The sequence below is a fragment of the Halomonas sp. SH5A2 genome (genome assembly GCF_014263395.1).
In the GTDB taxonomy this organism is placed as follows: Bacteria; Pseudomonadota; Gammaproteobacteria; order Pseudomonadales; family Halomonadaceae; genus Vreelandella.
The window spans coordinates 1875434-1897815 of record NZ_CP058321.1; the positions used below are offsets into that span (position 1 = coordinate 1875434).

Below are 22382 nucleotides of genomic sequence, written 5' to 3' on the forward strand. Positions count from 1 at the left end.
GACGCACAGGGCATGGCTGTAAAAAAACCTCGTGATCCTCAAGACATTGGCTATCTTTGGCCGGCGGTTTTGGCGATTGCCGTGCACTTGTTGATCGTGCTGTTCTCGTTGGTTGAATGGCCAGATAGCGACGCCGAGCCAGATTCTTCTTCGATTGTACAGGCAACCCTAGTCAGTACTGAGGCATTCACGAACCAGGCTCAGCAGGCTAATGATGAGTCAGCCGCCATGGAGGCGTCTGAGGAGACAGTAGAAGAACCCGATGCATCGGCGGCCGATGAAGAAGCCGCAGAAGAGCAAGCCGCCGCCGAACAGGCTGCGCGCGAAGCTGCTGAGGCCGAAGCGGAAGCCTTGGAAGCTGCCAGGGCAGAGGCTGAAGCGCAGGCCCAGCGCCGTCAGGAAGCGGCCGAAGCCGAGGCCGAACGTCAGCGAGAAGCCGAAGAGCAACGCCGCCAGGAAGAGGCCGAAGCCGAGGCCGAACGTCAGCGAGAAGCCGAAGAACAGCGCCGCCAGGAAGAGGCCGAAGCCGAGGCTGAACGTGAGCGAGAAGCCGAAGAGCAGCGCCGTCAGGAAGAGGCCGAAGCCGAGGCCGAACGTCAGCGAGAAGCCGAAGAGCAGCGCCGCCAGGAAGAGGCCGAAGCTGAGGCCGAACGTGAGCGTGAAGCCGAAGAGCAGCGTCGCCAGGAAGAGGCCGAAGCCGAGGCCCAGCGTCAGCGAGAAGCCGAAGAGCAGCGCCGTCAGGAGGAGGCGGAAGCCGCAATGCAGCGTCAGTTGGAAGGTGAAGCCCAGGCTGCCGCAGAGGCACAACAAGCCGAGCAAGCCGCCAATAGTTTCCTGACGATTGTTAAGCGCGCCGTCGAGCAGGCATGGATTATTCCGTCAGATGCAAGCGACTCAATGAGTGCTACGCTTCAAGTCAGGTTAGGCCCGTCAGGCGAAGTACTGACCACATCGGTAGTATCGTCAAGCGGTGATAGCAACTTTGATCGATCGGCAATGCAGGCCATCGAACATGCAGCACCGTTCGTTGAACTGCGTGAGCTGCCGACCGGACAGCAGCGCAATTTACGTCAATTCAATCTGCGATTTACCCCGGGGGATGTTCGCTGATGCACACCATAAGCAAAGTATGGCTATTCTGTCTGTTACTGGCGATGAGTACGGTCGCCAGTGCCAATTTGACCATTGAAATTACTCGCGGCAGTGATCAGGCGCTACCCATAGGCGTGGTCCCGTTTGAGGGCTCAGACGGTATGCCCGAAGACGTGGCACAAATCATTCATGACAATCTCGATCGCAGTGGTTTTTTTGACCCCCTGGATCGCGGTTCGATGTTTGAGCAACCTAGCGAGGCCGACGATGTTCAATACAGCACCTGGCGCTCATTGGATGTTCGTTACCTGGTCGTTGGCAGAGCCGAACGGACAAACAGCGGTTATCGAATCCAATACGACCTGATGGACATCAGCGGGCAGCGGCGCATGATGAGCGAAACCGTCACGGCCAATGAAAATGATCTGCGCGGTGCCGCTCATTATATCAGCGACCAGATTTTTGAGGAGATTACCGATATTCGCGGGGCTTTCTCGACGCGAATTGCGTATGTCACCGCCCAAGGGGTTGGCAATAACACCGACTACGGTCTGTACGTGGCCGATGCAGATGGGCGCAATAGCCAGCAGATTTTGACGTCCGACCAGCCCATACTGTCGCCTGCCTGGTCACCGGACGGTGGTAAGCTGGCTTATGTATCTTTCGAGAGTGGACGCCCGGAAATCTATATTCAGGAAGTGGATAGTGGTAATCGTGCGCGGATTACGTCGTTTGAGGGGATTAACGGGGCACCCGTATGGTCGCCAAACGGCCGCCGGTTGGCCATGTCCTTGTCAAAAGACGGTCAGCCCGATATTTATATCATGGAGATCGCCGACCGCTCGCTAACTCGTGTTACGAACAGCAACAGCATCGATACCGAACCCGCGTGGTCACCGGATGGTCGCCGCCTGGTGTTTACCTCTGACCGCAGTGGTGGGCCGCAAATTTACCAGCACAGGCTCGGCAGCGGTGAAACGGAACGTATGACCTTCACTGGTAACTACAATGCCCGAGCGCGTTTCTCGCCGGATGGCGAAAATCTGTTTTTGATCCACCGTTCCGACCGCGGTTTTCAAGTCGCGCGTCAGGAAATCGACAGTGGTCGCCTGGTCACGTTGAGTGATTCTACGAGTGATGAATCGCCTAGTGTTGCGCCGAACGGGACCATGGTAATCTTCGCTACCCAACAGGGTAACAACGGGGTGCTGAGTGCCGTTTCTGCCGATGGCCGTTCGTCATTCAGGTTGCCCGCCGCCCAAGGTGATGTGCGTGACCCCGCATGGTCACCGTTTTTAAACGAATGAAATCCATTCATGTTTTCAGGCAAGGAGTCTGATTATGCAACTTAAACCGTTGGCTCGCTCATTGGCAGTCGCGCTTTCTATTGCCGTTATCGCGGGCTGTTCAAGCACCGGCGGCACTCAAGACGGTGATTCATACGGCAGCCAGGATGGCCGCGATGGAAGTGCCAGCAGCAGCACCTCGGGCACCGGCACGAGTGGTCAGTACGGCAGCGGCACCTCAGGCGCTGACCGCAGTCAACAGGCCGACTCGCGTATTCCCGATGTCAAAACCATCTATTTCGATTACGACCGCGACACGATTAAAAACGAATACGAATCTGTGGTGATGGCACACGCGCGTTACCTGCGCTCAAATCCAGATGCCAACGTCGTGTTGCACGGCCATACCGATGAACGCGGTACCCGTGAATACAATATGGCCCTTGGCGAACGACGCGCCAACGCCGTTGAGCGCTTTCTGAACATTCAAGGCGTTTCATCTTCGCAAATGAGCGTGGTGAGCTATGGCGAAGAGCGTCCGGCAGAGCGTGGTAGCAGTGAGTCTGCGTATTCACAAAACCGTCGCGTTGTGTTCAATTATTGATGACCCGCGTGGCGATTAACACGCATTAGTACCCCGTCATTTTGGAGTCATCATGAATCACAGTCTCAAGCGTTACGTTGAGAGGCTGTGCGGTGCGGGAGCCTTAGTGCTCCCGTTATCCGTATTGCCCCTTGTCAGTGTTGCCCAACAACCCGTTGTCGAAGATCTGTCAGGTTCAGGCGGCGGGTTTTATGAACAAGCCCAAACCCAGGGCGGAGGCGCCAATGGAAGCCTTGTGTTATTCAACACGGTGCAGGAGCACCAGCAGCAAATTCAGCGTCTGCGGGGTGAAATTGAAGAGCTGCGCCATCAAATGGAGCAACTTCGTCGCCAATCCCAGCAGCAATACCTGGATATTGAAGACCGCCTGATGAGCAGCGGCCCAAGTCAGATCGAGGAATCAACACCCGAAGTTGAGCCCGAAGCCGCTGAAGACGTGGCCAATGCGCCTTCCTCGCGCGATGTTAGTGATGAAGCTCAGCAGGCCTACCAGGATGCATTTGCCCATGTTCAGGCGCGTCGCTTTGGTGAGGCCATCGCTGCCTTTGAGGCTTTTGTGGAAGCGCACCCTGATACCAGCTTGACCGCCAACGGTCATTACTGGCTGGGTGAATTGTATGCCGCAGAAGGCGAGTTGGACGCTGCTGAACAATCGTTCACCCGCGTGATTGATAACTATGATGGTAGTAGCAAGGTACCGGATGCGTTGTACAAGCTCGGCTTGGTCAAGGCTCGGCAGGGCGAAGCGGAAGAAAGTCGTGCGCTGCTCGAAAAAGTGCAAGATGATTACCCACAAAGCAGTGCGGCGGGGCTGGCCGATGACTTTCTTCGCCAGGGCAGTTGATGACAAAAGCCGCCAGGAGGGTCTGTGATGACATGTAAAATTGATTATCAGCCAGCGCCCGATTTGCTCCGTAACCGTGTTGTGTTGGTCACTGGGGCAGGTGATGGTATAGGCCGTGCGGCGGCGCTAAGCTACGCCCGTCACGGTGCGACGGTGATCCTGCTTGGCCGTACCATTGCTAAACTAGAGCACGTATACGATGAAATCGAGGCGAACGGTGGCCCTCAACCGGCCATTTTTCCGCTCAATTTTGAGGGTGCCACGCTCAAGGATTTTCACGATATGGCTGACACCCTCGAAAAAGAATTCGGGTGTCTGGACGGTCTGCTGCACAATGCCGGTCTACTGGGTCGTATTACCCCTTTTGCGCAGTATGATGCCGCGCTTTGGGAGCAGGTCATGCAGGTCAATATCAACGGTCCCATCTGGATGACCCAGGCGCTATTGCCGTTGTTGCAGCGCTCCAACGATGCCTCGGTCATCTTTACCTCTTCCAGTGTCGGCCGCAAAGGCCGTGCCTATTGGGGTGCCTACGCCGTTTCCAAATTTGCTACGGAAGGTTTCGTGGAAGTATTGGCCGACGAGCTGGATAGTGAGCCCCACCTGCGCATTAACACCCTTAATCCAGGCGCTACCCGGACTCAAATGCGGCGTAATGCGTACCCCGGTGAAGACCCTGCCAACTTGCGCACGCCTGACGACATTATGCCCACGTACCTTTGGTTGATGGGGCCCGATAGTGCGGGCACCCATGGTCAGAAAATCGACGCGCAACCCCCCAGGCAGCCCTGACGTTCAGTAGTGGCTTAAGCGATACCAGGAAGCGCGTTGACCAGTTCGGCACACTGCTGATACCAGCAGTGTGCTGGCCACAGCCGATAATCATCGCCTTCCGCGATATACCCGTAGCCAACCGCCACCGCCGTCATGCCGGCTGCCCGGGCAGCTTGCATATCCCTGAGATGATCGCCGATGTACCAGCAGTGCTGTGGGTTGATACCTAATTGTCGAGCGGCCTCGAGCAGTGGCAAAGGGTCGGGCTTCTTGGCGGTCAGATCATCCGCACAAAGCAGGGCGCCGGGTGCCAACGACAGGGCTTCAAGCAACGGCGTGGTATAGCGCCGGGGCTTGTTAGTGACAATCCCCCAAGGGCGTTCCTGCCGATGCCAGGCATATAACCACTGGTCTAGGGGTGAAAATACCCGGCTGTGAACCGCAACCGAGGCTTCATAGGCGTCCAGCAGGAACTGACGAGCCTCGGCCTGATGGCTAGCACTAAGATCATCGCCCAGCGCCAGGCTCAACAAGGCATTACCGCCATTTGAAACCTGGGTGCGTATGGTGGCGAACGGCAGCGGTGCCAAGCCGTGGTGTTGACGCAATGCATTGGTAGCGACGGCTAAGTCCGGCGCGGTATCCACCAGGGTGCCGTCCAGGTCAAACAGCACGGCGCGGGGCGATGAGCATACAGGCATTAGGCCTGCACCTTACGGCAATACATCATGTAATTGACCGAAACATCGTTTTCGGTCAACCGGTAGCGTCGAGTCAGGGGATTGTAGGTCAGGCCGATCTGTTCGCGCACTTCCAGGCCGCTGTTTCGATTCCAGCTCGCCATTTCGGAAGGGCGAATGAATTTCGCATAGTCGTGCGTTCCGCGAGGCAATAGCTTCAGCACATACTCGGCACCCAGAATGGCAAAAGCGTACGACTTCGGCGTGCGGTTAAGGGTAGAGAAAAACACATAGCCACCCTGTCTCACCAAGGCCGCACAAGCACGCACGACCGACGCGGGGTCGGGGACGTGCTCCAACATTTCCATGCAGGTGACGACGTCATACTGACCTGCCTGTTCATCCGCCAGTGCTTCAACGCTGATGTTGCGGTAGTCAATCGTCACGCCTTGCTCTTCAGCATGCAGGCGGGCAACGCCCAAAGGTGCTTCACCCAGATCAATACCTGTAACCTTTGCACCACGGCGGGCCATGGCTTCGCTTAAAATACCGCCGCCGCAGCCAACATCCAGCACTTTCTTGCCGGCTAATCCTGCCCTGGCATCGATAAAGTCGAGTCGTAAGGGATTTATATCGTGGAGGGGTTTAAATTCACTCTCCGGGTCCCACCAGCGACTGGCAAGTGCTTCAAATTTCGCCACTTCGGCGTTATCAACATTGCCTTGGTATTGGTGAGCAGTGCTATCCTTTGGTGTCGCTGACATGTTTTGACTCCATCAACAGTGAGCAAGCATGGGAAAGACCGTGGCCTGATACTTGCAGTGTAACGGCGAACTGGAAACCCACCGCGCGTTCAGTATGATAGGCATTCTAACCACTCCTGAGCCGGAACGCATGAAAAGGACCTCTTATGATTCGTAAGGCTGTACTGCCTGTTGCGGGGTTTGGTACCCGCTGCTTGCCCGCTTCCAAAGCCATTCCCAAGGAAATGATCACCATTGTGGATCGGCCAGTCATTCAATACGTGGTCGAAGAGGCGATTGCCGCGGGTATTCGCGATATCGTGTTTGTCACCAGCAGTAATAAGGGCGCCATCGAAAATCATTTCGATACCCATGCTGAATTAGAGGCGAGCCTGGAAGCAAAGGGGAAGCATGACCTTTTGGCCTCGCTCAGGGCGATGGTGCCTGATGACGTCAATATCATCAGCGTACGCCAGGGCGAGCCCCTGGGGCTGGGGCATGCCATTCTTTGCGCACAGCCAATTATTGGCGACGACGAACCCTTTGCAGTGCTCTTGCCGGATGTGTTGGTGGACAACAGCGACACCCCGCGCAGCGATCTGCAAGGGATGATCGAGGCTTACGAGCAGCATGCCACCGCTCAACTGATGGTCGAGGAAGTCAAGTGGGAGCTTGTCGAAAAATACGGCATTGTCGCCCCCGCAGGTGATGTGCCAGCGCCCGCCAGTTCTGCTGACCTGGTCGGCATGGTTGAAAAGCCTGCACGCGACAAGGCACCCTCGAATTTGGCGGTCATCGGTCGCTATGCTTTGCCCGCCGCGATTTTTCCGATCCTTGCCAAGACCCCGCCCGGTGCGGGTGGCGAAATTCAGCTCACCGATGCCATTGAAACGCTGCGTGAGCAGCAGGGCGTACAGGCCTACCGTATGCGGGGGACGACGTACGATTGCGGACAACCACTGGGATACCTGGAGGCGACGCTGGCCTATGCACGCAGGCACCCTGACTTGGGTGATGATTTTAAGGCGTTGCTCGCGCGCTATCAGCAGGGAGCATAACGGATGCGGGTGCTTCTGTACGGCAGTGAACTAAGCACCGCAACCGCGGCGGCGGCCCTGTCCTCTGTGGGCCATGTGGTGACATGGCTTCCCCATGGCGATACACCGTGGGAGACGCTGTTCAATGAGGATTGGCTACGCCGCGAACCGCAACTCGTTGAGCAGATACAGCAGGCGCTGGAGACTGGCGCTTTAACGGTTATTGCCCAGCCAGAAGCGAATCTGGATGTTGACGTGTTGTGGTTAGCGCTTTCACCGTCTCAGCGCGAGTCGGCAGCCGCTTTGCTGCAGCACCCCGCGCTGAAATGGCAAACAGGTAGCGTGCTGGTCAATAACTCAACCTTTCCAGTCGGTGATACTGAACGCTTACAGGATCTGACGGGGGAGTGCGCTCTGGGTGTTGCCCTGCCAGATACGCTGGAAGAAGGGCGAGCCTGGGAGTCGTTTACACGCCCTGGACGTTGGCTGATGGGTTGTGATGATCAACTGGCCGAGCAAAAGCTAAGAGAGTTACTCAGAGCCTTCAACCGACGGCGTGACGCTTTTCAGGTGATGCCAACGCGTGCCGCTGAATTAACCAAGCTGGCCATTAACGGCATGTTGGCCACGCGTATCAGCTACATGAATGAAATTGCCGGGTTGGCAGATACCCTGGGCGTTGATGTCGAGCATGTGCGGCAGGGAATGGGGGCCGATTCACGTATTGGGTACGAATATCTTTATCCAGGATGTGGGTTTGGCGGGCCAAGCTTCTCGCGGGATTTGATGAGGCTTGCCGATGTACAGGTCGCCAGCGGGCGACAATCTGCCTTGCTTGAGCACGTGCTCGATATCAATGAACAGAAGAAAGAGACATTATTTCGTAAGCTATGGTCCTACTACAGCGGAGCGCTTGAAGGGAAGACGATTGCCATTTGGGGCGCCGCCTTTAAACCAGGCACCGCACGTATTGATCATGCGCCGGTACTGACGTTGTTGAACGCCCTTTGGGCGCAGGGGGTTCACGTCAAGCTTCACGACCCAGCGGCCACGCCTGCGTTAAAGGCGGCCGTGGGCCCAAGGAATGATTTGGTTACCTTTGTCGATAACCCGTACGATGCCTGTGAAGATGCCAATGCGTTAATGTTGGTAACAGAATGGAAAATCTACTGGAATCCCGACTGGCAACGCTTGGCTTCACAGCTTGGCGATAAGCTGATATTAGACGGTCGAAATATTTATGATCCTGAATTTGTGGTCAGCTGTGGGTTACAGTATCGAGGAATAGGTCGGCGCGCCGATCCAACGTCGTTGTGAGGAAACTGCATGTCCGATAGAGCCCCATCTTCGCGCATAGTACCGGATGCCGATCAAAGTATTGCATCGCAGCATGTCAAACACCGAAAGGGGCCTTCACTGTGGCCGCTCTGGCTGTGTATGTTTGTGTTAACTGGTCTATTGGTGGCAGCCGCGATTGGTCTGTACCTGGAGCGCGAGCGGCTTCAGGAGGAGTTGCAGCGGGTCAGTGGTGAAGTATCGAACATGCACGCTCGTCTAGACTCAGGTGACAGCGATGTACAAGATACGTTAACCTTTGTCCAAGCTCAGATGAGTACGCTGTTTCAAGAGCAAGAACAGTTAGCGGTTGCATTGACCAATACACGTAATGAGCTTTACGACGTATTGACCGAGAACGAAAGCAATGTGGCAAATGAAACGGTCGATCCTTTAATCGAACGTATAGAAAACATCCGCGAGCGAGCGGCTCTTCGTGATAGCCAGCTTGCTGCCATCCACACCTCGCTGGATGCGTTGGAACAAGCCGGAACATCGGGGCGAACGTCGTTAGCAGAAGAAATCTCGCATGTAGAGGCCCAAAGCCGCGAAGAACTGGAAGCATTGGAAACGTCAGTTGCCGCCTTGGCGAACGATATTAACGAACGCCTCAACGCTCGCGACGCCGAGCAACAAGAACAGTGGTCACGCTTTGAAGCATCACTCAATGAGCTTGAGGGTGCCGAGGGCGATAACGAAGCACTAGAGAGCCAATTGTCACAGCGACTGGACGAGCTTGAAAATGATGTACGCCAGGTTCGCCAAGCGCAACTGGCATTCAGTGCACAGCTTGAAATGTTGCGTTGATTGACACGACTGGCTGAAAGGCAGCATGCCGATGATTAGGTTAGGAAAAATGTATGGGAAGACAACGGCAGTGGCTTTCAGCAACGGTCATCGCACATCTTGTAACGTTGCCGCTGGGGATGTCTGCACCAGCCGTATGGGCACTGAGCGCTACCCTTGAAGGCGTGGAAGGCGAGGTAGCGGGCAATATTCGCGCCTACCTGCAGAATATCGAAGAAGACGAATATACGGAAACCCGCCTGGAGGGTGAAATCCGTCAACGCACTCGACAGGCAATGCGCGTTTACGGCTATTACGAACCCGATATTTCCATTGATCTGCCAGAAGAAGGTGAACCCCGCCTGACCATTGAGCCTGGGCCCCAGGTCACCATCGAAATACTGGATATCAACATCCTCGGTGACGCCGCCCAGGATGAGCCATTTGAAGATGCGCTGGAGGGATTTCCCTTGAAAGAGGGCGATACCCTGCGCCATGCGCCCTGGGATCGACTGCGGGGTGAGTTTTCCGGCCTGGCGATTGAACGAGGCTACTTTGACTGGGGGTTCACTGATCGCCGAATGGAGGTGCGTCCCTATTTGCAAAGCGCCCGGCTGTATATGGATTTCGACAGTGGCCCCCGCTATCGGTTTGGTGAAACGCTGATCACCGGCAGCCACATTCAACCCGAACGTCTGCAGCAGATGCGCACTTATGAGGTGGATGAACCCTATCTGGCCGAATCCCTGGCGCGCTTTAACCAACGGCTCGCCGAGACCGGATGGTTCAGTTCAGTATCCGTCAGACCGCGCCTGGAAACCGCCCAAGAACTGGCACTCGCCCCGTCTGGCGGTGGCGACCCCTGGTGGGTATCGGCCACCGAATCACAGCCAACGCGCCCGAGAATTACCAGTTCCGCACTTGCCAGCGCGTTGAGCACGCAGCAATCCGGCGACACATCCTTACCCATCGATGTCAGCGTGGAGCCTGCCAATCGGCACCAGTTTGAAACAGGCATAGGCTTCGCCACTGACGTAGGGCCACGGTTACGGTTCGGCTGGGACCAGCCATGGATTAACCGCTATGGTCACAGCCTGGATCACGATCTCTATCTGTCAGCGCCCGAGCAGCGCTTTACCGGTGTCTACGATATTCCTCTAGAAGACCCGCTACGCGATAGCTATCGCCTGCAATACGGTGTCCGTAACGTCGATGACAGCGATACCGACTCGTTGGAGGGTACTGTGGAAATCGCCCGGCGTTGGGAGTTCGACAATGACTGGGTGCAGTCGCTTTATTTTCGCACCACCTATGAAGATTTCACCCAAGGGGGAGAAGCCGACCAAGTGTGGTTGTTCTACCCCGGCATTCAATGGTCACGTACGCGCACTAGGCCGCAACGCTTCCCTTTATGGGGGGATCGCCAGCAGTTTTCGGTGGAGTACTCCGACCAGGCCTGGGGGTCGGACGCCCAGTTTTTACGCCTCACAGGTGATACCGAATGGATTCGCACCTATGGCGATGATAACCGCTTTTTGGCACGCGTCAGTTTCGGGGCCATCGAAACCCGAGATTTCGATAAGATTCCCCCTTCACTACGGTTCTTTGTCGGCGGCGATCGCAGCGTACGTGGTTATTCTTACGAAGGACTCTCGCCTCGTAACGAGGAAGGTAAGCTGCGGGGTGGTCAGCAAAAACTTACCTCTAGCCTCGAGTACCAGCGCCGTGTCACCGGTGCATGGTGGGGAGCCGCCTTTGTCGATGCCGGTGATGCCTTTGACAACTGGGGCCCCGCTGATCTGAAAAAAAGCGTGGGCCTAGGGGTGAGATGGATATCACCGGTTGGCCCTATTCGCTTGGATGTGGCGCATCCGCTTGACGACGCCGACGATAACTGGCGCTTGCACTTTTCGATTGGACCCGAATTCTAGGAGAGCGATGTGTCTCAAGCTACGCAAACGCCTGCGACTGGTCGCCGAGCATTATCACGTCGCTACCGCCTGTGGTTGCTGTGCTTTAGTGTGCTGCGACTGTTGTTGCTACTCCCACTCTGGCTGATTGGCGCTGTGGCGCTTTTTCTGGGGGTAGCGCTTTCACCGTGGGGAACTGGCGTATTGCTATCCCAAGGCCAGGATCGCGGCTGGTTCAGCGTTGAGGAACACGCTGGTGGCGTGCTCGATGACTTCCAGTTAACCGGTTTTCGCCTCGACGCCGCAGGCGCAGAGGTCCGGATTGACGAGCTTGAGCTTGCATGGGCGGAGGACTGCGTCCTATCCGGCAAGCTGTGTTTGGATACGCTACGCCTGGAAGGCGCCGATATTCGCCTCTCTGGCGGCGGTGGAGAAGAAGCCCCCGCAGAGACGGATAGCTCAGGGGGAACTCCCACCTTCAGTTTTCCTTTTCCTATCGAACTCAGGGAGCTGGTGCTGGATGATGTCGCCCTGCAACTCCCTGATGGTACCCGGTTCGCCTGGACCTCTTTTCGCACCTCGGTAAAGGCAAGCGCCGGACGCGTCGATATTGCCCCGACGCACTGGGAAAACCCTCGGCTTTATTTGCCGCCGTCAGAGGGGGCACGCCTAGCGCCAGCAGAAGGTGAATCAGGGTTAACCGCTGAGGCCATTGATGCCTCGATCGCGTTACAAGAACCGCCTGTGGAAACGTCTGGTGACGCGCCTACTAATGACACAGCCACAGAACGCTCTGCCATCGAACTGCCCGAGGTTCGTTTGCCTGTCGATATCCGGCTCGCCACGCTGACGGTTAATGATATCGAAGTCGCAGGTCGCTTTAGCTATCTTGTCGAACGCTTGAGCCTTGGGGTTGAAACCCAGGCTAGTGACGTTGTGATCGAACACTTCGAGGTGGCGTCTGCCGATGCGACCTTTAACTTGGCAGGTAATGTGGCATTGCGTGACGACTATCCGCTGGAATTACGGGCTGAAACCACGCTGTTCCTGGAGGACCCGTTACCGGCACTGAATGGTCAGGCACTCACAATTGATCTGTCGGGAAACCTGAGCGAGTTGACGGCACAGCTTGACGCGGAAGGAGCCATTACCGCAGCACTGGAAGGCCAAGTGAATGCCTTGGATCCGGCGCTGCCGTTCCAGGCGCGTTTGCAGAGTGACGAACTTACATGGCCATTGCCTGAAACCAATGCGGCGATTGATGAAGACTCTCAAGAGGTATCGTCAAACGAGGGGTTTGTCATCAATAACCTAGACTTGGAGGTCGGGGGTAACCTCGACGCTTATCAACTACAGCTAGGCGTGAAGGCTCAAGGCCCGGGGCTACCTGAAACCGATATTGCGGTGAATGGCCAAGGCGATACGCAGCATTTCATCTGGGAACCGTTGACGCTGGTTACAGGCGATAGCCAGCTGACAAGCGAAGGCCGTATCGACTGGACAGCGCCACTGACCGTTGATGCCCAGGTAGGGCTCGAGCAATTTGATCCATCTTTGTTTGTTGACCAGCTCAACGGCGATATTGATGGCAAACTCATTTTCAACCTTCGCCAACAGGACACGCTTTGGTTGGTCGATGTGCCGAATTTAACCTTGAGCGGTGATCTTCGTGACTACCCATTGCAGCTTGATGCTGCTTTTGATGCCAACAGTGACTTGCAGGCCAACATTGAGCGCTTGCGCTTTCGTCAGGGAGAAAACCGCTTGTCGGCAAGCGGTTCGGTTCAGCCTGACGAACTCGCCGTGGACGCCGATATTGATCTGCGCGAGCTACAAACGCTTTCCCCTGATCTCGCTGGTACGATCCGCGGCGATATTGAAGCCCGGGGTAGCCTGGAGCAACCCCAGCTTCAAGCGACGCTCAACGGCGACGCGCTGCGTTTTGCACAAAACCGCATTGAACAGTTACGCCTGAACGCTAATGTGGAAGGGTTGGAGGATCCGCAACTGGATGTTTCGTTGGCGCTTGAAAACCTGGTTGCCGGCGGTCAGTCACTAGCCGCAGTGAATCTGATGCTGGATGGTCGGCTGTCATCGCATCAACTGGATATCAATGTGGATGGTCAGCCGAACAGCGCCTTGGAACGTGCTTTGCTCAGCCTCAACGGGCAGTTCGATCAGACGGCTCAGCGCTATCAGGCGCGTATCACACCGCTCGAGATCGACGCCGAGGCAGGCGATATCCGGCTGGAAGATCCGCTTGATATCACTTTCGATCTTGCCAGCAGTGAGGCCCGTTTGACGCCGTTTTGTCTGGTTCGCGAGCAGGGCGGTCGGGTATGTGCTGACCAGCCAACGGTCGCATCACCAGACCAGGGGCAAGCGGCGCTTAGCGTGCGTGATATTCCTATCGAAGCGCTGGAACCCTGGTTACCCGAAGAATGGCAGGCTGATGGAGATACCACCGCGGATCTGGCCGCTCAATGGAGCCAGGGTGGCCAGCGTTGGCAAACCGATGCCGAGGTGCTTGGCGAACTGACTGTCACGGCGATTAATGATTATGGCCAGCCCGTCCAACTGCCGCGCATCTCGTTGGACACTCAGATAACCGCTACTCAGGCCGAGGCGGATGGCAACGTACTGTTATCGCTTGAAGAAGCGGGGGATATCGAACTTGTACTGTCGGTCTCGGACCCACTCGGTGCGGGAGAGCTGTCCGGCTCGCTTGAAGCCAATGGCGTATCACTGGCCCCGTATCGGCCCATGGTCGTATCGCTGGACCAGCTTGCCGGGGATTTGAATGGCCGCGTCGATATTGCTGGTACCACCACCCAGCCAGACTTGCAGGGCGAGCTTGCGCTGCTCGGCATCCAGGTGAATGGCCCCGATATTCCTGTCGATGTACAAGACGGCGAGGTAAACATAACCTTCGACGGCGAAGAAGGGACGATCAATGGGTTCCTGGCGGCCGAGCGAGGCCAGCTTGATATTGATGGAAATGCCAGCTGGCCAGCGGATGACGACTGGCGCTTGGGGGTAGACTTCAACGCAACCCAATCGCCGATACTGGTAGTGTTGCCACAGTTTGGGCGTTTGGAAGCCGCGCCGGATATTCGTGTCCGCGTCACGCCCGAGCGGTTGCAAGTCCGCGGCAATGTTGACTTGCCATGGGCACGGTTAGAAGTGGGAGACCTGCCGTCGTCCGCCACTTCACCCAGCCCCGATGAAATCATCATTACCGAGCGCGAGGATAAGCAGGCGGCAGAGGAGGCACGCCGCCAGGCAGAACGTGGCGAAGGCGGCCCTAGCGCGGCCGATGAGCTAGCCAGTGATGGCATGGAGCTGGATGTTTTAATTACCCTGACGTTAGGTCGCGACATGATGATTTCAGCCTATGGGCTGGAATCTCGCCTGGGCGGCACACTAGAAGTTCGCCAGGATAGCGGTTCGCTACAGCTATTTGGCGAGGTCAACCTGGTCGATGGGCGTTTTCAGGCATTTGGCCAGGACCTGCTCATTCGCCGGGGGCAGTTGTTATTCAGTGGCCCACCTGGGCTGCCGGTTCTCGACTTTGAGGCAATACGTAATCCGGATGTTACCGAAGACGATGTCATTGCCGGTCTACGGGTGACGGGTAATGCTGAACAGCCCAATATTGCCATCTTTTCCGAGCCCGCCATGAATGAGAGTCGCGCGCTTTCCTATGTATTGAGAGGGCGAGCCCCTGAGGATTCAGGCGGCGGTGTTGATAGCGCTTTAACCACCGCGCTGATTGGCATGTCGTTGGGCCGCACCGGCGGGGCGGTTGGCTCTATCGGCGAGGCCTTTGGCATCGACGATTTGACGCTGGATACGGCAGGTTCCGGTGAAGATAGCCAGGTGGCATTGAGTGGGCAACTGACTGACGATATCCGGATCAGCTACGGGGTGGGAATTTTTTCACCCATTGCAGAACTAACGTTACGCTACACTTTGTGGCGCAACCTTTATGTACAGGCGGTTTCCGGGGCCAGTCAGGCAGTTGACCTGATCTACACCTTCAGCCGCTCTGGTAACCCAACCATTTTCGATCAGCAATGAGGTAAGCAGCATGTCTATATTTGACACCCATAATGCCACTCGCCAGGCGGAGCCCGCTCTGCCGGGTCGCGAGGCACCCATTGCGACCAGTGATCATCATGCCGTTAACGGCCATCCACTGCATCCGCCTTTTCCTCCAGAGACTGAGGAACTTGTCGTCGGCATGGGCTGTTTCTGGGGCGTGGAGCGTCTTTTCTGGGACTTACCGGGCGTCTATGTAACAGCGGCGGGGTATGCCGGAGGTCAAACGCCCAACCCGACTTATGAAGAAACCTGCACGGGACGGACCGGCCATACCGAGGCCGTACGAATTATTTACGACCCGAGCCAGGTATCCCTGGCGACATTGCTGAACATCTTCTGGGAGCAGCACGACCCCACCCAGAAAAACCGTCAGGGCAATGATGTCGGCTCTCAGTATCGCTCGGCGATTTACACGACGACAGCGGCGCAGCATCAGGCAGCTCAGGAAAGTGCCAAGGTGTTTCAGGATGCGCTTCACGCCGCCGGAAAAGGCGATATTACGACTGAAATCAAGCCGTTAGACGCTTTTTATTATGCTGAGGCGTATCATCAGCAATATCTATACAAAAACCCCAATGGATATTGCGGCATCAAGGGGACGGGCGTCAGTTGTCCTATAGGGTAACTTACCGGATGTTACTATCGCCCGCGCAACACCCGCGGGCGATAGACATTCAGTCGTCGGTCTGCAGACGGTCAATGCGGTATAACGTTTCGACTTGTTCAAGGCCGTTGATGGTGCAATTGAGGTCTTTTACGTGCCCATCGCTCAAGCCATAGACCCAGCCATGAACCGAAATCTGCTGCCCGCGCTGCCAGGCACGCTGAAGGATCTTGGTACGGCACAGGCTATTCACTTGCGCTTTAACATTTAGCTCACACATGCGATCGATCTGCTCGTCAAGTGGGAGATGTTCAAGCGAACGACGATGTTGATTGTATTGCTCGCGAACCGAGTGTAGCCAATAGTCGACGACGCCGCATTCGCCACCCATTACCGCTGCCTTGATACCCCCGCAGCCGTAATGCCCGACCACCATGATATGGCTGACCTTGAGCACATCCACAGCAAATTGCACCACTGAAAGCGCATTCATATCGGTATGATGCAGCAGGTTGGCGACGTTGCGATGGACAAATACCTCGCCGGGAGGCAGAGCAATGATCTGATTGGCGGGCACCCGGCTGTCGGAACAGCCAATCCAAAGATAATCAGGATTTTGCTGCTCTGAGAGTCGTTTAAAGTAATCAGGGTCTTCGTCGCACATGCGCTTCGCCCAGGCGCGATTGTTCTCTAGTAACGTCTCTATAGGGTCAGACATTGGGTCTCCGATTACTCAATTTTCCATCATTACGTCCGGCATGCTCATCGTTATTCATGACAGCCAGCACATACACTAACCAGAGGAAGGTTTTAACCTTCTCAAGACAGCGGGTCAACATTCACCGTGTTGACGATATAGGAGATTGAAATGTCAGAGGTTACAGGTTACGACTACGATTTATTGGTGATTGGTGCTGGATCTGGCGGCGTGCGAGCTGCACGCATGTCCGCTGCCAAGGGGGCCAGCGTCGCGATTGTGGAGGATCGCTATTTAGGCGGCACCTGTGTCAACGTGGGTTGCGTACCCAAAAAGCTTTACGCCTATGCATCCCATTTCCATAGCGCGTTCGACGATGCCAGTGGCTTCGGCTGGCAACTGCCCGGCGAAGCGCGTTTTGAGTGGGCGACGCTAAGGGACAACAAAACCAGCGAAATCAAACGACTCAATGGCATCTATCAGCGTTTGCTGGAGTCGGCAGGCGTCAACCTCTATAACGGGCGAGCCCGTTTGGAAAGCGAGCACTCGGTGGTCATTACCGATCAGCAGGGCGATGAGCAGCATGTCACAGCTGAGCGTATTCTGCTGGCCACAGGCGGCTGGCCCTGGGTGCCGACGTTCCCCGGCAGTGAGCACGCGCTGACCTCCAATCAGATTTTTGATCTTGAGCAACTACCTGAGCGGTTCCTGGTGCTTGGCGGTGGCTATATTGCCGTAGAGTTTGCCAGTATTTTCAACGGCCTGGGGAGCGAAGCGCATCTTATTTACCGCGGCGACCTGTTCCTGAAGGGCTTTGATAACGAGGTGCGTGAGTTCACCCGTCAGGAAATGGAGCGCCAGGGCGTTCATCTACATTTTGATACCAATATCGAGGCAATCGAGAAAACCGATACCGGCTACAAAGTCGCCCTTACCAATGGCGATACGCTTGAGGTGGATGCCGTTCTGGCCGCTACAGGCCGCCGTGCCAACGTATTGGGCTTAGACATGGCATCGGTAGGTCTTTCGCTGAATAATCAGGGTAAGCTATCGGTCAATGAGCGCTTTGAAACGGAGGTCCCGTCAATTCTGGCACTCGGTGACCTGATTGATACGCCTGAACTGACGCCTGTGGCTATTGCAGAAGCCATGCAGTTAGCCGATCACCATTTTGGAGACTTGGTGCCCGCCCCGCTGGATTATACACGTGTGCCAACGGCCGTTTTCTGCCACCCCAATATTGGTACGGTGGGGCTGTCGGAAGAGGCCGCGCGAGAGAAGTTTGGCACCGTTCGCGTTTATCGCACCGACTTTAGAGCCATGAAGCACACCTTGTCAGGCAGTCAGGAACGTACCTTGATGAAGCTCGTGGTGGATGATGCAACCGATGTGGTTGTCGGCGCCCACATGGTTGGTGACGACGCGGGGGAAGTCATCCAAGGAATTGCCATCGCGGTGCGCGCCGGATTAACCAAAAGAGACTTTGATAATACGGTCGGGATTCATCCCACCGGCGCTGAAGAGTTTGTCACGATGCGTACGCCTTCTCGGGGATAATGGCGTTTTAATGTCTCCTGGGCAGTCACCCTTTTCGGGCTAAACTCATTATAGCCAGCAGAGGGGTGGCTGCACCCAGCTCGCCATGGATATGCTGCTCGTATAATAAATAATTATCGAAGATACGGAGTTGAATAACATGATTTTTGAACTGCTCATAAGCAGCTGTTATAATCACATCCAAAATCGCAACAGCGAAGCATAACCATGAGCACCCCAACACCGCCGTTTACCCCTTCAGCAGACTTGGCTCGACCGACCGTCGCCGATGCCGTTGTCGGTCATGCGGACACCCCGCTGTATATCCGCAAGCCTAATGCCGAAGACGGCTGGGGGGTATATGAACTGATAAAGGCTTGCCCCCCGCTAGATGTAAATTCCGCCTATGCCTATCTCCTGCTAGCCACCCAATTTCGGGATACCTGTGCCGTCGCGACCAATGAAGAAGGTGAAGTCGTTGGCTTTGTGTCTGGCTATGTAAAGGACAATGCGCCGGATACGTATTTTTTATGGCAGGTGGCCGTTGGTGAAAAGGCGAGGGGAACCGGGCTGGCACGCCGCCTGGTCGAAGCCATCATGTCGCGCCCGGAATTGGCCGATGTGCATCACCTTGAGACCACCATCACCCCCGATAACCAAGCCTCTTGGGGCTTGTTCAAACGGTTGGCAGGTCGCTGGCAGGCACCACTGAACAGCCGTGAGTATTTTTCAACCGAACAACTCGGAGGCGAGCACGACCCGGAAAACCTGGTGCGTATTGGTCCGTTCAATACCCACAACATCTGACCGGTTTTCCCGCTCGCGTTACCTTCGTTTCCTTTCGCTTGGCAAACTGATTATTAATTAAAAGGAGGTCGCTAATGCAGACCCAGACACTCGAACGCATGGAATCCAATGTTCGTACCTATTCCCGCTCTTTCCCGGTGGTGTTCACCAAGGCACAGAATGCCCGTTTGACCGATGAAAACGGTCGTGAATACATCGATTTTCTCGCCGGCGCGGGCACATTGAATTACGGCCACAACAATCCGCATTTAAAGCAAGCCATGATCGACTATCTGGCAACAGATGGTGTCGTTCACGGCCTGGATATGTGGACCGATGCAAAGCGCGATTATCTGGAAACGCTTGAAAATGTCATTCTCAAGCCTCGTGGTCTGGATTATAAAGTTCATTTGCCCGGTCCCACCGGCACCAATGCGGTAGAAGCCGCCATCCGCTTGGCGCGTGTTGCGAAAGGGCGTCACAACATCGTCACTTTCACCAACGGTTTCCATGGCGTTACCATGGGGGCCCTGGCAACCACCGGTAACCGCAAGTTCCGCGAAGCCACCGGCGGTATTCCGACCCAGGGGGCAAGCTTCCTGCCTTTTGATGGCTACATGGGCGAACATGCCGACACGCTCGATTATTTTGAGAAGCTGTTGAAAGATAAATCGGGCGGTCTGGATGTGCCAGCCGCCGTGATTGTCGAAACGGTGCAAGGCGAGGGCGGTATCAATGTCGCCGGTCTCGAGTGGCTCAAGCGCCTGGCAGAGATTTGTAAAGCCCACGATATTCTGTTGATTATTGATGATATCCAGGCGGGCTGTGGCCGTACAGGTAAGTTCTTCAGCTTCGAGCATGCAGGCATTGTCCCTGACATGGTAACCAACTCCAAGTCGCTGTCTGGCTTCGGGATGCCGTTCGCTCATGTACTAATGAAGCCTGAATTGGATAAGTGGAAGCCGGGTCAGTACAACGGTACTTTCCGTGGTTTCAACCTGGCCATGGTGACGGCTACCGCTGCGTTCAAAAAATACTGGTCAAACGATACCTTTGAGCGTGACGTGCAGCGCAAAGCCCGTATTGTAGAAGAGCGCTTTAAATCGCTAGCCGCTGTACTCACCGAAAACGGTATGCCAGCGACTGAACGTGGCCGTGGCCTGATGCGTGGTATCGACGTTGTATCGGGCGATATTGCCGATAAAATCACTGGCATGGCGTTTGAACACGGGTTGATCATCGAAACCAGCGGTCAAGACGGCGAAGTGGTCAAGTGCCTGTGCCCGCTGACCATCAGCGATGAAGATCTGCTGGAAGGGCTGGATATTCTGGAAAAATGTGTCAAAGCGGTCGCTGGCAAGTAACAACTCGAGTGATCTTCCGCTAAGCTATAATGTATGCGGTACCGTCCGGGCCGCCTTTAAATTGGAGCACAAGTATGATTGTTCGCAATATTGAAGAAGCACGTCAAACTGATCGCTTAGTGACAGCCGAGAACGGCAACTGGGACAGCACGCGCCTGGTATTGGCTGGTGATGGTGGCAACTTCTCGTTCCATATCACGCGTATCTTCGAAGGCACCGAAACGCATATTCATTACAAGCATCACTATGAGTCTGTTTACTGCATCGAAGGCGAGGGTGAGGTAGAAACCCTGGCAGATGGTAAAATCTGGCCGATCAAGCCCGGCGATATCTACATTCTTGACCAGCATGACGAACACTTGCTGCGTGCTCATAAAACCATGCATCTGGCGTGCGTATTTACACCACCCATCACTGGTAACGAAGTACACCGTGAAGATGGCTCGTACGCACCATCCGATGATTGAGGTATGAGGCTTTAGCTTTTTTGGAGCATCGTACTAACTAAAACAGCCTGCTGATTAGCAGGCTGTTTTTTGTTGCAGCAGAGATAGATGCGTCAGAGAGGCTGTCGTTTGATCAGGGGGCCGCTTGCTCAAACACCAGCGTGATTTCACCCAGGGTTAAACCGAACTTTTTCATCGCGGTCCGGTTGATCAACCGACCATCAGGTTGCAGGTACATCCAGTCATCCATGGTGAAGTTTATCGTTCTATCGCCGATCGCCACATCAAGTGGGTAATTCATATGGAACGCATGACCGTATTGGCGGGCATCGACGGTTCCTTCGACATCATTGGCCGTGCCTTCCCAGCGATGTTCATCGATACGCTCGAAGCGCCATACACGCCGGTCTGTCTCGCCATCGGCAAACTCGAAGTCTTCATCCAGGATCAGCGTGCCATTTTCAACACGACCGTCGATGGTCACGGTAAACCGACGCTGAACTTCGCCGCTGTAATCCTGTACCATGCCCCAGGCGCGGGTTGTGCCGGTAAAGTAATCCGCAATATCCAGGCGCGGTTCGGTGTCGGCGTAATCTTCGACGTCGACGCTCGAGCAGCCTGCGAGGAAAATAACCAAGAGGGCGATAACGGTAGCTTGCACAGGCTTTCTCATTGAGCTTTTCCTATATTGATAGAAAACAATGTATAATTGCTGTCAAGACTATCGCAGGAATCATTGATAAAGCCAATTCATTCCTCGTTCATTCCTCGGGTTCGCATAATATATATTATGTTAAATATAGTGAGTTGCAGGTGAAAACATCATGCGGGTGTTGGACAACCGGTCTCACTACTCCTTATCATTCATCCTCTTATTGATGACGGGTGTCCATGTTATGCGTACAGGTGTTGTTTGGCTGATAGTAGGTTCGGCTTTGTTGGCAACTGGCTGTGCGGTACCAAAGCCTGCCCCAGAAGGCCCCCCGCCTCTAGATGAAACTGCATTCAACCTGCGCATGGATAGGCTCCAGAACCAGTTGACCCAGCAGTGCAATGAGACTGCCTCCCTGCAACAACGCCAGCTTGACCAGCAAGAAGTCTTTACTGCCGATGTGCGTGAAGTGGGCAGCCTGCTTCGTCTTCTGCGTGATGATGTGCAGCAGTTGGATGCGCAGAACCAAGAATCTATTGTGGTTCGTGAAGAATGCAACGTTGAAAACGACCTTCTGGAGAATAAAACGCTGCTTGGCCGCAATGAATGGGTAGGATTACCGAGTATTGGTACCTATCTCAAGGCGCAAGTGGACTCTGGCGCTAATACATCATCGCTATCTGCCCGTGAAATCACTCCGTTTGAGCGCGATGGTGAAGACTGGGTTCGCTTCAAGTTGGCGCTTAATGAAGATGATGTCGTGGTCGAAAGTGTCCGCGATGAGTGGATTGAAGCGCCTATTGAGCGTCGCGTGCGTATCGTACAGGCCTCTGGAGAAGAATCGCGCCTGGTAATTTCCTTGCTGTTAACCCTGGGGCCGCTAAGCGAAAACGTGGAGTTCACCCTTAGTGACCGCAGTCATTTAGACTACCCTGTTCTGCTCGGTCGGCGTTTTTTACTCGATATTTCCATTATCGATGTGGCCGAAACTTATCGCTTTGATCGGCCTGAATTCCCCGGTGGTGAACCCGCCGACCAGGCGGCTGACGATGAAGCTGCTGATTCAGACGATAGCGAAGAATAACGACAGCCGCCTCTGTCA

Annotated in this window: 20 protein-coding genes; 16 read left to right on the plus strand and 4 right to left on the minus strand. The window is 55.3% G+C overall.

Features of this window, described 5'->3' with window-relative positions:
* The first annotated feature begins 12 nt into the window (after positions 1-12).
* The 5 genes from tolA to HXW73_RS08715 are packed head-to-tail and all read left to right on the plus strand — an operon-like array spanning position 13 to position 4618.
* Positions 13-1110, plus strand: coding sequence for a cell envelope integrity protein TolA (tolA, locus tag HXW73_RS08695; protein WP_186255811.1), 1098 nt, complete (start codon positions 13-15; stop codon positions 1108-1110).
* Positions 1110-2399, plus strand: a complete 1290-nt coding sequence (gene tolB, locus HXW73_RS08700) for a Tol-Pal system beta propeller repeat protein TolB (RefSeq protein ID WP_186255812.1) — start codon at positions 1110-1112, stop codon at positions 2397-2399. The genes tolA and tolB overlap by 1 nt, the downstream gene beginning before the upstream one ends.
* 34 nt (positions 2400-2433) lie before the next feature.
* Complete coding sequence (pal, locus tag HXW73_RS08705; protein ID WP_186255813.1) at positions 2434-2982, plus strand: peptidoglycan-associated lipoprotein Pal; 549 nt, start codon at positions 2434-2436, stop codon at positions 2980-2982.
* 52 nt (positions 2983-3034) lie between these two features.
* On the plus strand, positions 3035-3826 hold the full coding sequence (gene ybgF, locus HXW73_RS08710; protein WP_186255814.1) for a tol-pal system protein YbgF: 792 nt from the start codon (positions 3035-3037) through the stop codon (positions 3824-3826).
* Between the two features lie 27 nt (positions 3827-3853).
* Positions 3854-4618: a YciK family oxidoreductase gene (locus tag HXW73_RS08715; protein ID WP_186255815.1), complete on the plus strand. Its 765-nt coding sequence runs from the start codon at positions 3854-3856 to the stop codon at positions 4616-4618.
* A gap of 14 nt (positions 4619-4632) precedes the next feature.
* On the opposite strand, the gene HXW73_RS08720 is transcribed toward HXW73_RS08715, so the two are convergent.
* Together HXW73_RS08720 and ubiG are read right to left on the minus strand one after the other, a co-directional pair.
* Entirely contained in the window at positions 4633-5301 is a 669-nt protein-coding gene (locus tag HXW73_RS08720; RefSeq protein ID WP_186255816.1) for an HAD-IA family hydrolase, read from the minus strand.
* Positions 5301-6044, minus strand: coding sequence for a bifunctional 2-polyprenyl-6-hydroxyphenol methylase/3-demethylubiquinol 3-O-methyltransferase UbiG (gene ubiG / locus HXW73_RS08725; RefSeq protein WP_186255817.1), 744 nt, complete (start codon positions 6042-6044; stop codon positions 5301-5303). Before ubiG ends, HXW73_RS08720 begins: the two co-directional genes overlap by 1 nt.
* Positions 6045-6190: 146 nt before the next feature.
* Here ubiG and galU point away from each other — a divergent pair, with 146 nt between their 5' ends.
* Genes galU through msrA form a run of 6 tightly spaced genes read left to right on the plus strand, consistent with a single transcriptional unit; the run spans position 6191 to position 15820 of the window.
* Positions 6191-7081 carry a UTP--glucose-1-phosphate uridylyltransferase GalU gene (gene galU, locus HXW73_RS08730; protein WP_186255818.1) on the plus strand — a complete coding sequence of 297 codons (891 nt, stop codon included), beginning with the start codon at positions 6191-6193 and terminating at the stop codon, positions 7079-7081.
* A gap of 3 nt (positions 7082-7084) precedes the next feature.
* Positions 7085-8377, plus strand: a complete 1293-nt coding sequence (locus tag HXW73_RS08735) for a nucleotide sugar dehydrogenase (RefSeq protein ID WP_186255819.1) — start codon at positions 7085-7087, stop codon at positions 8375-8377.
* Positions 8378-8386: 9 nt separating this feature from the next.
* Positions 8387-9202, plus strand: coding sequence for a hypothetical protein (locus HXW73_RS08740; protein WP_186255820.1), 816 nt, complete (start codon positions 8387-8389; stop codon positions 9200-9202).
* A 53-nt stretch (positions 9203-9255) separates the two neighbouring features.
* Complete coding sequence (tamA, locus tag HXW73_RS08745; RefSeq protein WP_186255821.1) at positions 9256-11112, plus strand: autotransporter assembly complex protein TamA; 1857 nt, start codon at positions 9256-9258, stop codon at positions 11110-11112.
* 9 nt (positions 11113-11121) lie between these two features.
* Positions 11122-15171: an autotransporter assembly complex protein TamB gene (gene tamB, locus HXW73_RS08750; protein WP_240538752.1), complete on the plus strand. Its 4050-nt coding sequence runs from the start codon at positions 11122-11124 to the stop codon at positions 15169-15171.
* Positions 15172-15181: 10 nt separating this feature from the next.
* Entirely contained in the window at positions 15182-15820 is a 639-nt protein-coding gene (msrA, locus tag HXW73_RS08755) for a peptide-methionine (S)-S-oxide reductase MsrA (protein WP_186255822.1), read from the plus strand.
* A gap of 49 nt (positions 15821-15869) precedes the next feature.
* Here the strand turns inward: msrA and can are convergent, their stop codons facing one another.
* Positions 15870-16517 carry a carbonate dehydratase gene (gene can / locus HXW73_RS08760; RefSeq protein WP_085918558.1) on the minus strand — a complete coding sequence of 216 codons (648 nt, stop codon included), beginning with the start codon at positions 16515-16517 and terminating at the stop codon, positions 15870-15872.
* Between the two features lie 150 nt (positions 16518-16667).
* Here can and gorA point away from each other — a divergent pair, with 150 nt between their 5' ends.
* The 4 genes from gorA (at position 16668) to HXW73_RS08780 (ending at position 20649) form a co-directional block, all read left to right on the plus strand.
* Positions 16668-18053, plus strand: coding sequence for a glutathione-disulfide reductase (gorA, locus tag HXW73_RS08765; RefSeq protein WP_186255823.1), 1386 nt, complete (start codon positions 16668-16670; stop codon positions 18051-18053).
* A gap of 207 nt (positions 18054-18260) precedes the next feature.
* Positions 18261-18839 carry a diaminobutyrate acetyltransferase gene (ectA, locus tag HXW73_RS08770; RefSeq protein WP_186255824.1) on the plus strand — a complete coding sequence of 193 codons (579 nt, stop codon included), beginning with the start codon at positions 18261-18263 and terminating at the stop codon, positions 18837-18839.
* 74 nt (positions 18840-18913) lie between these two features.
* Positions 18914-20182, plus strand: a complete 1269-nt coding sequence (ectB, locus tag HXW73_RS08775) for a diaminobutyrate--2-oxoglutarate transaminase (protein ID WP_186255825.1) — start codon at positions 18914-18916, stop codon at positions 20180-20182.
* A gap of 74 nt (positions 20183-20256) precedes the next feature.
* The gene (locus tag HXW73_RS08780; protein ID WP_186255826.1) at positions 20257-20649 is read left to right on the plus strand and encodes an ectoine synthase; all 393 of its coding nucleotides are present in this window, start codon (positions 20257-20259) and stop codon (positions 20647-20649) included.
* 112 nt (positions 20650-20761) lie between these two features.
* On the opposite strand, the gene HXW73_RS08785 is transcribed toward HXW73_RS08780, so the two are convergent.
* Positions 20762-21289 (minus strand): DUF3833 domain-containing protein, encoded by a 528-nt coding sequence (locus HXW73_RS08785; protein ID WP_240538753.1) that lies wholly within the window; start codon positions 21287-21289, stop codon positions 20762-20764.
* Between the two features lie 235 nt (positions 21290-21524).
* Between HXW73_RS08785 and HXW73_RS08790 the strand changes: the two genes are divergently transcribed.
* Entirely contained in the window at positions 21525-22364 is an 840-nt protein-coding gene (locus tag HXW73_RS08790; protein WP_186255828.1) for an ATP-dependent zinc protease family protein, read from the plus strand.
* Positions 22365-22382: the final 18 nt, after the last annotated feature.